General features: G+C 47.8%; 13 protein-coding genes. 10 read left to right on the top strand and 3 right to left on the bottom strand.

The window, feature by feature from the left end; genetic code table 11:
* The first annotated feature begins 1 nt into the window (after nt 1).
* The 6 genes from ACNA6I_RS09395 (at nt 2) to splB (ending at nt 3938) form a co-directional block, all read left to right on the top strand.
* Nucleotides 2–295, top strand: a complete 294-nt coding sequence (locus tag ACNA6I_RS09395; RefSeq protein ID WP_048004444.1) for a thiamine-binding protein — start codon at nt 2–4, stop codon at nt 293–295.
* Nucleotides 292–1053 (top strand): ABC transporter permease, encoded by a 762-nt coding sequence (locus ACNA6I_RS09390; RefSeq protein ID WP_048015430.1) that lies wholly within the window; start codon nt 292–294, stop codon nt 1051–1053. Before ACNA6I_RS09395 ends, ACNA6I_RS09390 begins: the two co-directional genes overlap by 4 nt.
* Nucleotides 1050–1796 (top strand): ABC transporter ATP-binding protein, encoded by a 747-nt coding sequence (locus tag ACNA6I_RS09385; RefSeq protein WP_063191424.1) that lies wholly within the window; start codon nt 1050–1052, stop codon nt 1794–1796. The genes ACNA6I_RS09390 and ACNA6I_RS09385 overlap by 4 nt, the downstream gene beginning before the upstream one ends.
* Complete coding sequence (locus ACNA6I_RS09380; protein WP_063191423.1) at nt 1780–2559, top strand: TatD family hydrolase; 780 nt, start codon at nt 1780–1782, stop codon at nt 2557–2559. Before ACNA6I_RS09385 ends, ACNA6I_RS09380 begins: the two co-directional genes overlap by 17 nt.
* A gap of 95 nt (nt 2560–2654) precedes the next feature.
* Nucleotides 2655–2900: a transcriptional regulator SplA domain-containing protein gene (locus tag ACNA6I_RS09375; RefSeq protein ID WP_048004440.1), complete on the top strand. Its 246-nt coding sequence runs from the start codon at nt 2655–2657 to the stop codon at nt 2898–2900.
* 9 nt (nt 2901–2909) lie between these two features.
* Nucleotides 2910–3938 (top strand): spore photoproduct lyase, encoded by a 1029-nt coding sequence (gene splB, locus ACNA6I_RS09370; protein WP_048004439.1) that lies wholly within the window; start codon nt 2910–2912, stop codon nt 3936–3938.
* A gap of 28 nt (nt 3939–3966) precedes the next feature.
* Here splB and ACNA6I_RS09365 read toward each other — a convergent pair whose 3' ends face one another.
* The gene (locus ACNA6I_RS09365) at nt 3967–4404 is read right to left on the bottom strand and encodes a hypothetical protein (protein WP_048004438.1); all 438 of its coding nucleotides are present in this window, start codon (nt 4402–4404) and stop codon (nt 3967–3969) included.
* Between the two features lie 274 nt (nt 4405–4678).
* On the opposite strand from ACNA6I_RS09365, the gene ACNA6I_RS09360 reads away from it, so the two are divergent.
* On the top strand, nt 4679–5932 hold the full coding sequence (locus tag ACNA6I_RS09360) for a dicarboxylate/amino acid:cation symporter (protein WP_048004437.1): 1254 nt from the start codon (nt 4679–4681) through the stop codon (nt 5930–5932).
* 539 nt (nt 5933–6471) lie between these two features.
* Nucleotides 6472–7941, top strand: coding sequence for a sodium/proline symporter PutP (putP, locus tag ACNA6I_RS09355; protein ID WP_048004436.1), 1470 nt, complete (start codon nt 6472–6474; stop codon nt 7939–7941).
* A 41-nt stretch (nt 7942–7982) separates the two neighbouring features.
* On the opposite strand, the gene ACNA6I_RS09350 is transcribed toward putP, so the two are convergent.
* Together ACNA6I_RS09350 and ACNA6I_RS09345 are read right to left on the bottom strand one after the other, a co-directional pair.
* Entirely contained in the window at nt 7983–9377 is a 1395-nt protein-coding gene (locus ACNA6I_RS09350; RefSeq protein WP_416313188.1) for a cryptochrome/photolyase family protein, read from the bottom strand.
* A gap of 130 nt (nt 9378–9507) precedes the next feature.
* Nucleotides 9508–10032: a universal stress protein gene (locus ACNA6I_RS09345; protein ID WP_048012917.1), complete on the bottom strand. Its 525-nt coding sequence runs from the start codon at nt 10030–10032 to the stop codon at nt 9508–9510.
* Nucleotides 10033–10742: 710 nt separating this feature from the next.
* Here ACNA6I_RS09345 and ACNA6I_RS09340 point away from each other — a divergent pair.
* Both ACNA6I_RS09340 and ACNA6I_RS09335 read left to right on the top strand, forming a co-directional pair.
* Complete coding sequence (locus tag ACNA6I_RS09340) at nt 10743–12500, top strand: ABC transporter ATP-binding protein (protein WP_252266347.1); 1758 nt, start codon at nt 10743–10745, stop codon at nt 12498–12500.
* Entirely contained in the window at nt 12497–14515 is a 2019-nt protein-coding gene (locus ACNA6I_RS09335) for an ABC transporter ATP-binding protein (protein ID WP_251528720.1), read from the top strand. The genes ACNA6I_RS09340 and ACNA6I_RS09335 overlap by 4 nt, the downstream gene beginning before the upstream one ends.
* Nucleotides 14516–14532 lie beyond the last annotated feature (17 nt).

Raw genomic sequence — 14532 nt, 5'->3', positions numbered from 1 at the left:
AATGGCAAATGCATTGGTCAGTATTCAAATCATCCCGAAAACGAAGAATGGTGAAGATGTCATCCCTTATGTCGACGAAGCGATCGCAGTCATAGAAGAATCGGGAGTGCATTATGAAGTGAATCCATTGGAAACGACAATGGAAGGTGAACTCAGCGAGTTGTTCAAGATCGTGGAGCGCATGAATGAGAAGATGATCGCAAGGGGAAGCGTGAATGTCATCTCTCAGATCAAGGTTCTCTATCAGCCTCAAGGCATCGAAATGACGGATCTTACCGGTAAATACCGTTCATGATGAACGGAATCAGGAAGGGATGGCGGCCGGTTTCGGCCCTCATCCTTTTATTCATCTTCTGGCAGGTGGCGGTGACGGTGTTCACCATCCCCCAATGGTTGCTGCCATCCCCTATGAAGGTTATTTCCGAGGGCATGGCTTCATGGGACTCCTTCCGTATCCATCTTACTTCTACAGTCGGGCTCTCCGTTTCCGGCTTCTTGATCGGATGTGCTGCGGGTCTCGCTGTGGCTGTCACACTGCATCTTCTTCCAGGGGTGAGGGAAGCGGTCTATCCGCTGATGATCTTATCGCAAAATGTGCCCATCATCGTACTCGCCCCACTTTTGGTCATATGGTTCGGTTTTGGCCTGCTGCCTAAGTTCCTGGTAATCACGCTTGTGTGCTTCTTTCCGATAGCAGTCTCCACCATGGACGGGTTCAGGCAGACTGGACGCCATTATATTCACTATATGAAAATGGCTGGGGCAACCAAGGGGCAGATCTTCAGGAAGGTGGAGTGGCCCCATGCCCTTCCATCCATCTTCTCAGGTCTGAAGATTGCGGCCACATACAGCGTCATGGGAGCTGTCATTTCTGAGTGGCTTGGGTCTCAGAAGGGAATCGGTGTCTATATGACGCTTGCATCCTCGGCATTCAGGACCGATCGTGTATTCGTGGCGATCTTCGCCATCATGATCTTGAGCTTGTTGTTTTTCACGGTCATCGTCCTCCTGGAGCGATGGTGTGTGAAAGGGAAGAAGGAGGAATTGAAATGAGTCAGCTACACATCAAGTCTTTATCGAAGCAATTCGATCATCACCCTGTCCTTCGGGATCTATCCCTTCAGGTTGAAGAAGGGGAGTTCGTGTCCATCCTTGGCCCTTCAGGCAGCGGGAAAACTACACTCTTTCATTTGATTGGCGGGATGATGGAACCTGAAGAAGGCTTCATCATTCTCAACGGGGAGAATATCAACGGTAAGACCGGGTTCATCAGCTACATGCCGCAGGATCAAGCGTTATTACCGTGGAGAACGGTTCTCGGAAATGTGATCCTGGGTCAGGAAATTCACGGGAGGAAAGACGAGGAACAGGCTAGAAAGTGGATCGGGCGTGCAGGACTTTCAGGTTATGAGGGGGCGTATCCCGATGAGCTCTCCGGTGGGATGAAGCAAAGGGTCGCTTTCATCAGGGCCTTGATGAGTCCGCAATCCCTGCTGTGCCTTGATGAGCCGTTCTCCAGTCTCGATGAGTTCACAAGGCTCGACATGCAAAAATGGCTCATGGATATTTGGGAAGAGGATAAGAGATCAGTTCTCTTCATCACCCATAACATAGACGAGGCACTTTTCCTGTCTGATCGCATCATTGTGTTATCGGGGAAGCCTTCGAGCGTGCAGAAAGAATTCAGGGTGCCCTATCCGCGCCCAAGGGACGAAGGGATCATTTTAAGCGCGGAATTTCTTGAGCACAAAAAAGAAATCTTCAGGGAGTTGACGAAGCATGTTCAGCATGATTGATGCCCATATCCATTGGGATGGGTATTCTCCCGGGCAACGTTCTGTAATCCTTGATTCCCTCGATCGCCATGGGGTTAAGGCGATGATTGCTGTGGGGATGGACTTGAAGTCGAGCAGGGAAACATTGGACCTGTCCTTGATCGATGGGCGGGTGAAGGCGGCAGCCGGGTTCCACCCGGAACAGGAGCTTCCTTCTACAGAAGAAATCGAGGAGATCTTCACCTTCCTAGATCAGCATGCGGAATCACTGGTTGCCGTGGGGGAGGTGGGTCTCCCTTATTACAAAATGCAGGATGATGCGACCCTTGAAATGAAACCCTATGAAGAATTGCTGGAGAGGTTCATTGTGAAGGCGAAGTCCCTTGATAAGCCTGTCGTCCTCCATTGCATTTACGAGCATGCCAGTGTAGCGTGTGATCTGTTGGAGCGTCATTCGGTGGAGAAGGCGCATTTTCACTGGTTCAAAGGGGACGAAGCGATTCTTGAGAGGGTGCTGTCCAATGGATATAAATTGTCGGTCACTCCGGATGTGATGTATGAAGATGAGATTCAAAAGATCGTGCAAAAAGCCCCGCTTGATGCCATCATGGTTGAAACCGACGGCCCCTGGCCGTTTGAAGGGCCATTTAAAGGGCAGATGACCCACCCCAGTATGATGAGAAAAACCATTGAATGCATAGCCTCAATCAAAAAGCTGGATGAAACCGAGACTGCCGAGAGGATCTTTACCGAAACAAAGCAATTTTACAGGCTCTCCATGTAAATGGAGAGTTTTTTTGGTATAAGCAGGTATTTCCAACATATTTGATCCCGCGTAGGAAAAAATGAAAAGGAATACGTAGGAAATGGGTGAACCCAATGGAAATCAACAATCAAAATGCTATCTATCAGGCGGGTGATATCGTCTATGTCATCTACCGCAACCCCCACACTCAAAGCGTGGCGAATGTCCAGGCTGCAGCTGTGGTCAATGACCCGGAACATCCGGAAGAACTTGCTCTGTTCATGTACGAAACTTATTATCCATTGACGAATGAGGTCGCTGTTTACGCTTCAGAAGCAGATGCTGAAGCAGCTTATACACAATCATTCGGTCAGATGTAGGAGGACGAAATGCTGAAACCATTCATGCCCCAATTGGTCTACTTTGAACCAGGGGCCCTGGAGTATCCCCTGGGGAAACAGCTAAAAGAAAAGTTTGAGAAACTGGACGTGGAAATCCGCTACACCACTTCCCACAATCAGGTGCGGAATCTGCCGGGAGAAAACCACTTCCAAAAATATAGGATTGCAAAATCGACCCTGGTAGTCGGTGTCAGGAAAACCTTGAAATTCGACACTTCAAAACCTTCCGCAGAATATGCAATCCCATTCGCCACAGGGTGTATGGGGCATTGCCATTATTGCTATCTTCAAACAACGATGGGAAGCAAACCATATATAAGGACCTATGTGAACGTGGATGAGATTTTTGACGCAGCCGATCAGTATATCAAGGAGCGTGCGCCTGAATTCACACGATTCGAGGCGGCCTGTACGTCGGATATTGTAGGGATTGACCATATCACGCATACGCTGAAACGCGCAATCGAACACTTTGGGGAATCAGAACATGGAAAGCTCCGGTTCGTGACGAAATTCCACCATGTCGATCACCTTCTCGATGCGAAGCATAATGGAAAGACACGCTTCAGGTTCAGCATCAATGCCGATTACGTCATCAAGAATTTTGAACCTGGTACATCGCGATTGGATCAACGGATCGAGGCTGCTGCGAAAGTGGCGGAAGCAGGGTACCCACTCGGCTTCATAGTAGCACCCATCTATCTTCACGAAGGATGGGAAGAAGGGTACAAAACCATGTTTGAACACCTTGAAGCCACTTTGCCCGCATCCGCCAAAAAAGATCTCACGTTCGAATTCATCCAGCATCGGTTCACGAAACCTGCAAAACGGGTGATCGAGAAGAATTATCCTATGACAAAACTTGAACTCAATGAAGAAGAACGACGCTATAAGTGGGGGAAATACGGGATAGGGAAATACATTTATCAGAAAGATGAAGAGCAGGATATCAAAGATCATCTATACAGCTATATGGAGAAAGCGTTCCCTGATGCTAAACTTGAATATTTCACATAAAAAATGACCGCCATGATCGTCATGGCGGTCAATTCATCCTGATGGAGGGAAGCAGGGATTCAAGGTCCCTGACCTTCATCGCGATTTCGTCACAAATTTCCTGGAAAAATACCCATTCCTCCAAATCGGAGGTAGAACGTTTCTGCGGGTTGGGAAGATTCCAATGGATGACTTTTTCTTTCCATTCTTCGGGTACCTTGATGGCGTCGTCCAATTCTTCGTCGTAGATCGTGACAATAAGGGATGCACCGGCGAGTTCGTCAATTTGAATGGGATCCCTTCTAAGGGTGTCTATATCAATGCTATATTCCTTCATGGCAAGGGTACTAAGGCTTTTTTTACGATTTTTCCTTGTTAATCCAGCACTTTTAAAGGCCCAGCCGGACATGTCAAGCCTTCCAGCCCAACCTTCAGCGATGGAGCTTCGATCCTGGCCAGGTGAAAGAAAGTAAACGGTATTTTTCATTCTATCAAGTTCCTTTCTCGAATCATCATGCTGTTACTTATTATCTACCCCGATATGCTCGTTTTAATCATGGTATGTATTAGTATTTATTGTGAATTCGTTTCAGCATCCACTTCCGGTCGGGTTTCATACCTGTTTCCTCCTGATTCTAGTAAATTAGTAGAGTTTCTTCCATCGAGTAAGAAAATCCTAGATTAAAAAAACGGTTTCATATAAAATTGTATAGGGTAAAGATTACGAATTATCTTTATATATTTTTTTAGGGAGGTACCATATGAAACTGAACCTGACAACAAAGATTATCTTGGCCCTGATTTTGGGTGCCATAGTAGGGTTGCTACTCAATCTATTCGCTAAGGACTGGTTCGATGTCCTTGACCCATATCTATTGACCCCGCTGGGACAAATCTTCCTAAACTTAATCAGCATGCTTGTCGTACCCATCGTTTTCCTATCCATCGTCCTTGGGACAGCAGGATTGGGAGATCCGAAGAAGCTTGGAAGGATCGGAGTCAAGACTGTATCATTCTTCTTGATCACTACGTGCATCGCGATTGTGATCGGTCTTCTCATGGCCTACGCGATCGACCCGGGAATGGTCGAGGGCATCGATAAATCACAGGCGGAGGGGTATAAGACAGAAGAGGCTCCACCTGTAGGAGAAACCTTGTTGAATATCATTCCGAAGAACCCGATTGCTTCAATGAGCGAAGGCAATATGCTCCAGATCATTGCATTCGCCATTTTCGTAGGACTCGGTCTGACCGCACTTGGTGATAAGACGAAAGGGATATTAAAGCTCTTTGAACAAGGTAATGATTTGATGATGTATCTCGTGGGCATTGTCATGAAGTTTGCACCTTATGGAACATTCGGCTTGCTTGCTTCAGCCATCGGAAGCCAAGGGCTAAGCGCCCTTAAAGCTATGTGGCTGTACTTCCTAGTCGTGCTTCTCGCCCTCATCGTACACGGTGTGGTGACCTATGGTTCAGCGGTGGGCTTCCTCGCAAAGAAGAATCCGCTATGGTTCTTCAAGAACTTCAGCCCGGCCATGAGTGTGGCTTTCGGGACATCCAGCAGTAATGCCACGTTGCCCGTTTCCATGGAAGTAGCTCAAGAGAAGTTGAAGGTATCCAAAACAGTCAGTTCTTTTGTACAGCCATTAGGCGCCACGATTAATATGGACGGGACCGCCATCATGCAGGGGGTGGCGACAGTGTTCATCGCACAGGTCTATGGAATCGACCTTTCCATGGAGCAGTTGGTCACCGTTGTCCTCACCGCTGTTCTTGCAAGTATCGGTACGGCAGGGGTGCCTGGCGTCGGGCTCATCATGCTTGCCATGGTGTTAAACAGCGTCAACTTGCCGGTAGAAGGGATTGGGTTGATCCTGGGGATTGACCGACTCCTTGACATGGCGAGGACCGCAATCAACATTTCTGGTGATGCTGCATGTGCCTTATACGTTTCAGAGTCTGAAAAGAAGCGCACCATCAAAGAACAGCGCGGCGAATCTGTCAGATCATAATAGGTACCAGTCAAAAAAATCCGGACCATGTCCGGATTTTTTTGTTTTTTAGGGAAATACAGAAAAAGGGTTTAACTCCATTTAAAATAGGTTAAGGAAAAAGTACTATGACCAAGGGAGGCAGTCATGCTCTTTTTTGAATAAAAAACCTCGAGGACCCTCTTCCTATCACCCCTCATTTCGTCATGATTTGAAATAAATTTAAATAATTCGACATGAATATTTATCGGATAATCAAAAAAAACCCTTTCGTTTTACGCGTTTTTTACGCATAATTATACAAAAAATGAATTGCGTATGCTCAATTAAATTTTCATTATTCCAGAAATGTGTTAAGATTTATCTTGTGTCTCAGAAAGAGGAGATTATTGCAGAGGAGATTTAAAATTGCATACGTGATTCAAAATTTTGAATAAGGAGGAAGCGTGATGGCAGACAGCTTAACAATGGCAACCTGGCTTTGGCTCTTAATTCCGATGCCTCTATTGATTATTTTTTCAATTATCACTTTATTAACCGAAAAGACAAAGGAGTAGATTATGGACATTAATATCGAAACATTGACAGCGATCATCATTTACCTTGTAGGGATGCTGATCATCGGGTATTTAGCAGCAAAATTAACTAGTGATCTATCAGATTATGTTTTAGGTGGAAGACGCTTGACCGCAGGAGTGGCAGCACTCAGCGCAGGTTCATCCGATATGAGCGGGTGGCTCATGCTCGGACTGCCGGGAGCGGTTTATGCTTCTGGGATGGGGTCGATCTGGCTGGCGATCGGGCTTGCAATCGGTGCATACCTTAACTGGCAGTTCATTGCTAAGCCATTCAGAGTGTATACGGAAGTAGCGAAAGATTCTATCACAGTCCCGGATTACTTCGAAAATCGATTCCGCGATCACAGCAAAGTACTTCGAGTTTTTTCTGCAATAATCATCCTCATTTTCTTTACATTCTACACATCTTCAAGTCTGGTAGGTGGAGCCATTCTCCTGGAGCAATCCTTCGGGATGAATTATCAGCTGGCCCTTTGGGTCGGAGCGGGTGTCATCCTCTCTTACACGTTCTTTGGAGGATTCCTGGCCGCAAGCTGGACGGATTTCATCCAGGGAATCCTGATGTTCCTTGCTCTCATCATCATTCCGATCGTAGCCATCATCGAGCTTGGCGGGTGGAGTGAAACGGTCAGCAAGGTTGGAAGCATCGATCCATCCCATCTCAACGTCTATACGGGAGCAACCTTTGCATCCGTCGTATCGCTCCTTGCATGGGGGCTCGGATATTTCGGTCAGCCTCATATCATCGTTCGATTCATGGGGATCAAATCGACCAGGGAGATACCTAAGGCAAGATTGATCGGGATGACGTGGATGGTTGTTTCCCTCTTCGGGGCAATCTTTATTGGATTTACCGGCTTTGCGTATTTTGCAGATAATCCATTGGGTAATCCGGAAACAGTGTTCATCTCGTTTTCACAAATCTTGTTCAACCCTTGGGTTGCCGGTTTCTTACTCGCAGCGATTCTCTCAGCAATCATGAGCACGGTAGATTCTCAGTTGCTGGTATCTTCAAGTGCGCTTGCACAGGATTTTTATAAAGCCATCTTTAGGAAAGAGGCAAGCAAGAAGGAAGAGATGCTTGTTGGAAGAATTTCTGTCTTGGTCATCGCCGTCATCGCGATTTTCCTTGGTTATAATCCCAACAGTTCTGTATTACAACTTGTCAGCTATGCATGGGCAGGATTCGGGGCGGCATTCGGTCCTCTGATCATCTTCAGTCTCTTCTGGAAACGAATGACGCGTAATGGAGCCCTTGCAGGAATGTTAGTCGGTGCTGTAACGGTCATCCTGTGGGCAATACCCGAAGACGGTTTCTTAGGGATCTATGAGCTTCTGCCAGGTTTCATTTTCTCCTCATTGGCCATTATCATCGTCAGTTTGACAGGAAAAGGACCGGACAAAGAAGTCATAGAGGAATTCGAGCTTGTACAAACAAAATTGAAACAATAGGTTCAATAAGAGGAGACCTGTCGAATGACAGGTCTCCTTTGCTATTTCTTTATTTCGTCAAAACGGGACAGTGCACGCTCTCTGGCAGCTTTATGGTCGACGATCGGCTCGGGGTAGTCTTTCCCGAGGGTGATCCCCGCCTTTTCCAATGTGGAAGCGGGGGCCTTGGAAGGCTCTTGGATGTACTTGTCCGGCAGCTCGCTGATTTCAGGGACCCACATCCGGATATAGTCACCATTGCCATCAAATTTCTCTCCTTGCAGAGTGGGGTTGAAAACCCTGAAATAAGGGGAGGAGTCCAGTCCAGATCCAGCTACCCACTGCCAGCCCATGGAATTGTTTGCAAGATCCGCATCGATCAACGTATCCATGAACCATTCGGCTCCTCTTTGCCAAGGAATCAGAAGATGCTTGGTCAGGAAGGAGGCCGCCACCATACGTACCCGGTTATGCATAAAACCGGTTGCCCATAATTCCCTCATCCCGGCATCAATGATGGGATACCCGGTGACTCCCTTTGTCCATCGCTCAAACGCTTCCTGGTCCGACTCCCATCTGAACGATTCGAAACGGGAGTCGAGCGGTGTCGATGTGGAGTCAGGTAAATGGAGGAGGACGGAATAAGAGAATTCCCTCCAGACCATCTGCCTGATGAACGGCTCGGGTGATCCGGTATTTTTCAGAAGTGAATGATAGATACTACGGGCCGAGATCACACCGAGGGATAGATATGGGGAAAGGGTGGAATGGGAGCCGTTCGCAGGATAATCACGACGATCGGTATACGTCGGAAGCCTCTTCTGCGTAAATGACCGGAATCTCTTGATCGCAGCCTTTTCCCCCGGATCCCAGATGGATTCCATGACATGATACCACTTCAGCTCAGGGAGGAGACCCAATTCTTCCAGCGTAGAACCTGCGTCGAGGTCCGGTACGTTCAATTCCTTCACTTTCGGTAGCGGCTTTGGAATGCTGTTCGTTCGGAACGATTTATAGAATGATGTGAACACTTTATAAGGGGTGTCATCTTCCTTTTTGACCGTCCAGGGAGGGAGCATCAAGGTTCCTTCAAATGTTTTCACTTCGATTCCTTCAGCATCGAGCTTCTTGGCAAGCTCGAGATCCCGTTCATAGATGCCTGGCTCATACACCCTGTTCCAGTACACGGCATCGGCTTTACACTCTTTTATCCACTGGAACATTGTCTTTTCCATATCCCCTTTGTCATACCACAGACGTCCGCCTATCGCTGAAAGGGCCGATTCGAGGGCTTGCAGATTACGATGGAGCCACCACTGCTTCGCCCCACCGAATGGACGATCGTTATCAAGGATATAGAGGGGGAGGACGGTTCCAGCGGAGGAGGCTTCATGGAGTGCGGGATGGTCATGAAGCCTCAGGTCATCCCTGAAGAGGACGATGATGCGTTTGTTCATATATCAAAACCTCCTGTTGAATCTTAGGGGATCCATTTTTCATTCAGTATAGTGAAGAATTCATGTGTAGACAAAGAACAATGCGCTATAACAAAAAGGGAATGGGCCGAAGCCCATTCCCTGAATTAGCCTATTTCACGACCAGCACATTGGTTTCGCAGTTCTTAACAACCTTTTCACTGACGCTCCCCAGCATGAGCTTCTTCATTCCGCTTTTGCCACTCCTGCCCATTATGACAAGGTCCACTTCGTTCTCGGCTGCATACTCGCAAATCCGCTTCTCTTCTGAACCGGCGAGGTGGATATATTCCGCTTCGATTTTGTGGGGATCAAGTTTTTCCTGTACGTGCTGCAGTACCGGATGGATTTCTCCTATTTCATGTATCGATTGTCTTTCCTCGGCACCATCATACACGTGGGGATCCCGCTGCAGGGCGGTATCTCCTACGATCTGCTGATCCACGCCAGGGGAAGTGGCCGCCATGGCATGTGGAGGAGTGAAGTGATCAACTGCCTGATTTGGCATCTTCTCATCGGTTACATATAAGATGGTCATTTTTGTGTCGAGTGATTGATTTTTAAGCTTCAATGCTTCATCAAGCGCTTTCCTGCTTCCGTCTGTGTCGTCATATGCCACTAAGATATGTTGGTACATCGATAATCACCTCTAGTAATGGAATAGTACCCTTTACCCTTTTCAGAATATTTTAATCCTTTGGGTCAGGCAAAAAAAGAAGCAGGGTGAGTTTCACCTGCTTCTTCCTGAGACTTATAGAAGGCTGATGATCCAGCCGATTACGACGATTGCCCCGATGACCATTAAGATAGTACGTACCATGGATGTTCACCTCTTCATATGTGTTTTTATCCTATCGCTTACCGTTAAGATACCCCAACGTGTACAAATGAAACATAAAGGATACATCAAATAAGAACAAAAATAATATTGACATTATTCTGAAAATGGAGTAGTTTATAGTAAGGTTTGAAAATGAAGAGTATCTGTCTGTAAAGACTGAACTGAGAAGGGAGTGGCAGTGATGAAGAAGTATCCGATCGATTTCGTTAAGAACATGAGTAAGCGATCTTCATCACATATCTGCTGATCCCGTTTCCATAATACGAGAGAGGGCACAGGTGATGGTCGATCACCTGTGCTTTTTTGTCCCCGGATGGACGACTGAAAGGCGCATCGCCTTTTGTCGTCCATCTTTTTGTTGTTTTCAGGGTGAACCCTGTGACATAGATTCACATTTTAAAAAGGAGGAGATTGTAATGATTCATGATCACCAACCGGTAGTCCCATCCCTGGCGGAGACCGAAGGAGGCTAGATAGGGATTAAAAGCAAGAATGGAGGCAGGAGCATGTTCATCATTTTTAAGAAATTATCATGGTTTTTCAAAGAAAACTGGAAGAGATATACCGTCGCCATCATTTTATTAACCATTGTCGGTGTTTTAGATGTGATCCCGCCTAAGCTGGTGGGCGATGTCATCGATGAAATCCAGGTCGGTACACTCACGAGGGAAGTAATCGTGCATTATTTGTTGCTGTTGACAGGCACCACGGTTGTTTCGTATGGCATGACCTATATTTGGATGTATCAGCTCTTCGGAGGAGCGTTCCTTGTTGAACGGAAGCTCCGATCCCGTTTTGTCGGTCACCTTATGAAGATGACGCCCACTTTCTTCGAAAAGAATCGTACAGGTGATCTCATGGCCAGGGCAACGAACGATCTGCAGGCCATTTCGGTGACAGCGGGCTTCGGTGTATTGACGCTTATCGATTCGAGCATCTTCATGTTGACGATCCTTTTTACGATGGGCTTCCTCGTCAGCTGGAAGCTAACACTGGCTGCAATCGCACCCCTTCCCCTGATGGCCCTGCTTATGAAAATCTACGGGGCAAGGATCCATACGCGCTTCACGGAAGCACAGGATGCTTTCGGGGAGCTGAATGATAAAGTCCTTGAGTCGGTCTCAGGAGTACGGGTCATCAGGGCATATGTGCAGGAGAGGGCGGATGAGAAGCGATTCTCCGATATGACAGAGGATGTGTACAGCAAGAACATTGCCGTAGCGAGAATCGATTCATTGTTCGATCCCACCATCAAGGTGCTGGTGGGCTTGAGTTATCTGATCGGCCTTGGGTATGGCGCGTATCTTGTATTCCATCAATCCATCACCCTAGGTCAGCTTGTCTCATTCAATGTCTACCTCGGAATGTTGATCTGGCCGATGTTTGCCATCGGTGAGCTCATCAATATCATGCAACGTGGGAACGCTTCACTTGATCGCGTCCAGGAAACCCTTGCTTATGAGCAGGATGTGAAAGATGGAGATGTCGAAGAAGCGATCTCTGAGCCGGATGGGATCGGATTCCATCAACTTTCTTTCCGCTATCCATCTTCTGAAGGGATGAATCTTAAGAAGGTGGATGTACGGGTGCCCAAAGGGGCCACTCTCGGACTCGTTGGGAAAACGGGGAGTGGAAAGACGACGTTTATCAAACAGATTTTAAGGGAGTATCCAGTTGGGGAAGGAGTCCTGGAGATCGGGGGCCATCCGATCCAACACCTGCCGATGGACCGTGTAAGGGAATGGATCGGGTATGTCCCTCAGGATCATATCCTCTTCTCCAAGACGGTGAAGGAAAACATCCTTTATGGGAAAGAAGGAGCAACAGATGAAGAACTTGAAAGAGCGATGATCCAGGCAGATTTCATGAAGGATCTCAGCACCCTGCCACAAGGACTCGAAACGATTGTGGGTGAGAAGGGTGTGGCGCTCTCGGGAGGACAGAAACAAAGGATTTCCATCGCCCGGGCCCTGATCAAAGACCCCGACATCCTCCTTCTTGATGATGCTCTGTCGGCGGTGGATGCCAAGACGGAAGCGACCATCATACAGAACCTCAGGAATGAACGGGCCGGGAAGACGACCATTCTGGCAACCCACCGCATTTCAGCCGTTGAGGAAGCAGATTGGATCTTGGTGTTGGAAGGAGGGAAGGTCATCGAAGAGGGTACGCACTCGGACCTTCTCAGCACAAAAGGATGGTATAGACAGCAATATGATCGTCAGCAGGCTGCAGATCCTGCACGGAAGGAGGTGGGGGCATGAGCGTAGGGAGACGATTGGTTCAGTATGCCTTACTATATAAAAGCATGATCATTGCGGCCCTTCTCATGCTCACTGTTTCAGTAGGAGCAGAGCTGGCAGGTCCTTTCATCGCCAAGAAGATGATCGATGACCACATACTTGGAATCGAAGACCGGTGGGTGGAGACCGGCAAGCAGGAAAATGCCGTAGCATATAAGGGAAAGTGGTATATCCGTGAAGAATATCGGTCAGATGGAGCAAGCGGAGGGAATGAGGTAAGGGTCTTCCAGGTGGGGAGGTCTTTCTACTTCATCCCTGGAGATGTCCCGAGTGATGGGGAACGATCCATTAAGGAAGGAAAGCTTTCCATCCGTAAAAATGGAGAAACGTCCACATATGATGCCGAAAAATTATCCGGTTCCGAGCTGTTGGCATTCTATGAGCCGGAAATACCAAGGATCATCAAACTAATTGCCTTTTACTTCGGATTGCTGCTTTTCGCTTCATTTTTCCAATATGGGCAGCACTTCTACCTTCAGAAAGCGGCAAACCGGGTCATTCAGAAGATGAGGAATGACGTTTTCAACCATATTCAGCGTTTGCCCATCCAGTACTTCGATAATCTGCCTGCCGGGAAGGTCGTGGCACGGATCACCAACGATACGGAAGCGATCCGGAACCTGTATGTGACGGTTCTGTCGACCTTTTTCACCAGTGCCATTTATATTGTCGGGATTTATATCGCCCTTTTCATTCTGGATCCATCGCTCGCTGCGATGTGTCTTATCCTCATACCTCTCCTTGTCTTGTGGACTTACCTTTATAGAAGGTACGCCTCTTCCTATAATAAGGTGATCAGGAGCAAGGTGAGTGAGATCAATGCCATCATCAATGAATCGATTCAGGGTATGCCCATCATCCAGGCGTTCCGGAGGGAAAAGAAAACAAAAGAAGAATTCGAAGAACTGAATGAGATGCACTATCGTTATCAAAACAAGCTCCTCAGTTTGAATTCCCTTACGTCCCACAATCTTTCTGGTGTGCTGCGTAACATTGTATTCGTCGCTTTCATTTGGCATTTCGGCGGCGGGTCGCTCGAAGTGGGCTCGGTGATTTCCCTTGGTGTCCTCTATGCGTTTGTCGATTATATCAATCGGCTTTTCCAGCCTATCACAGGGATTGTCAATCAGCTGTCCAACCTGGAGCAGGCCCTGGTGGCAGGGGAGCGGGTATTCAAGCTCCTCGAAGAGCAAGGGACGGACGTTGAAGATGAACGGGTGGAGCGCTACCGGGGGGATGTGAGCTTCGAGCATGTGTCATTCGGGTACAAGAAGGATGAATATGTGCTGAAGGATATCCACTTCTCAGCAACACGCGGGGAGACAGTGGCCCTTGTCGGACATACGGGCTCCGGCAAGAGCTCCATCATGAATCTGCTATTCAGGTTCTACGATGTAGACGAAGGGTGTATCACGATCGATGGAAAGGATATCCGGGAGCTGCCGATTCAAGCAGTCCGGGAGCATATGGGGATCGTCCTTCAGGATCCATACCTTTTTACAGGGACCATCGCATCCAATGTCAGTCTTGGCCAAGAAGAGATATCACGTGAAAAGGTAGAGGCGTCACTCAAAGCCGTCGGAGCTGAAAAAGCATTCGCGGGGCTTCCGAAGGGATATGATGAGCCGGTGATCGAAAAGGGGAGCACCCTGTCCTCAGGTCAGAGGCAGCTCATCTCATTCGCGCGGGCCCTTGCCTTCGACCCTGCCATCCTGATTCTCGATGAAGCGACATCCAGTATCGATACCGAGACGGAATCAATCATTCAGGAAGCGATGGAAGTAGTGAAGAAAGGGAGAACCACATTCATCATTGCCCACCGGCTTTCTACTATAAAAAATGCAGATCAGATCCTGGTACTAGATCGCGGGTCCATTGCCGAAATGGGGAATCATGAGCAGTTGATGGAGCGGAAGGGTAAGTATTATCATATGTACCACCTTCAAACCGGCGCAGCCGGGGAGGAGGCTGGATAAGATAAAAAGGCATCTGG

It is taken from the genome of Rossellomorea sp. FS2 (genome assembly GCF_047915635.1).
GTDB classification, from domain to species: Bacteria; Bacillota; Bacilli; order Bacillales; family Bacillaceae_B; genus Rossellomorea; species Rossellomorea marisflavi_A.
The sequence above is the reverse complement of the archived record's forward strand: the minus strand, read 5'-3'. Positions and strand labels throughout refer to the sequence as shown.

Excerpts from the sequence above, each read along its gene's own strand:
- ACNA6I_RS09395 (WP_048004444.1), top strand. The coding sequence starts at position 2 with ATGGCAAATGCATTGGTCAGTATTCAAATCATCCCGAAAACGAAGAAT.
- ACNA6I_RS09390 (WP_048015430.1), top strand. The coding sequence starts at position 292 with ATGATGAACGGAATCAGGAAGGGATGGCGGCCGGTTTCGGCCCTCATC.
- ACNA6I_RS09385 (WP_063191424.1), top strand. The coding sequence starts at position 1,050 with ATGAGTCAGCTACACATCAAGTCTTTATCGAAGCAATTCGATCATCAC.
- ACNA6I_RS09380 (WP_063191423.1), top strand. The coding sequence starts at position 1,780 with ATGTTCAGCATGATTGATGCCCATATCCATTGGGATGGGTATTCTCCC.
- ACNA6I_RS09375 (WP_048004440.1), top strand. The coding sequence starts at position 2,655 with ATGGAAATCAACAATCAAAATGCTATCTATCAGGCGGGTGATATCGTC.
- splB (WP_048004439.1), top strand. The coding sequence starts at position 2,910 with ATGCTGAAACCATTCATGCCCCAATTGGTCTACTTTGAACCAGGGGCC.
- ACNA6I_RS09365 (WP_048004438.1), bottom strand. The coding sequence starts at position 4,404 with ATGAAAAATACCGTTTACTTTCTTTCACCTGGCCAGGATCGAAGCTCC.
- ACNA6I_RS09360 (WP_048004437.1), top strand. The coding sequence starts at position 4,679 with ATGAAACTGAACCTGACAACAAAGATTATCTTGGCCCTGATTTTGGGT.
- putP (WP_048004436.1), top strand. The coding sequence starts at position 6,472 with ATGGACATTAATATCGAAACATTGACAGCGATCATCATTTACCTTGTA.
- ACNA6I_RS09350 (WP_416313188.1), bottom strand. The coding sequence starts at position 9,377 with ATGAACAAACGCATCATCGTCCTCTTCAGGGATGACCTGAGGCTTCAT.
- ACNA6I_RS09345 (WP_048012917.1), bottom strand. The coding sequence starts at position 10,032 with ATGTACCAACATATCTTAGTGGCATATGACGACACAGACGGAAGCAGG.
- ACNA6I_RS09340 (WP_252266347.1), top strand. The coding sequence starts at position 10,743 with ATGTTCATCATTTTTAAGAAATTATCATGGTTTTTCAAAGAAAACTGG.
- ACNA6I_RS09335 (WP_251528720.1), top strand. The coding sequence starts at position 12,497 with ATGAGCGTAGGGAGACGATTGGTTCAGTATGCCTTACTATATAAAAGC.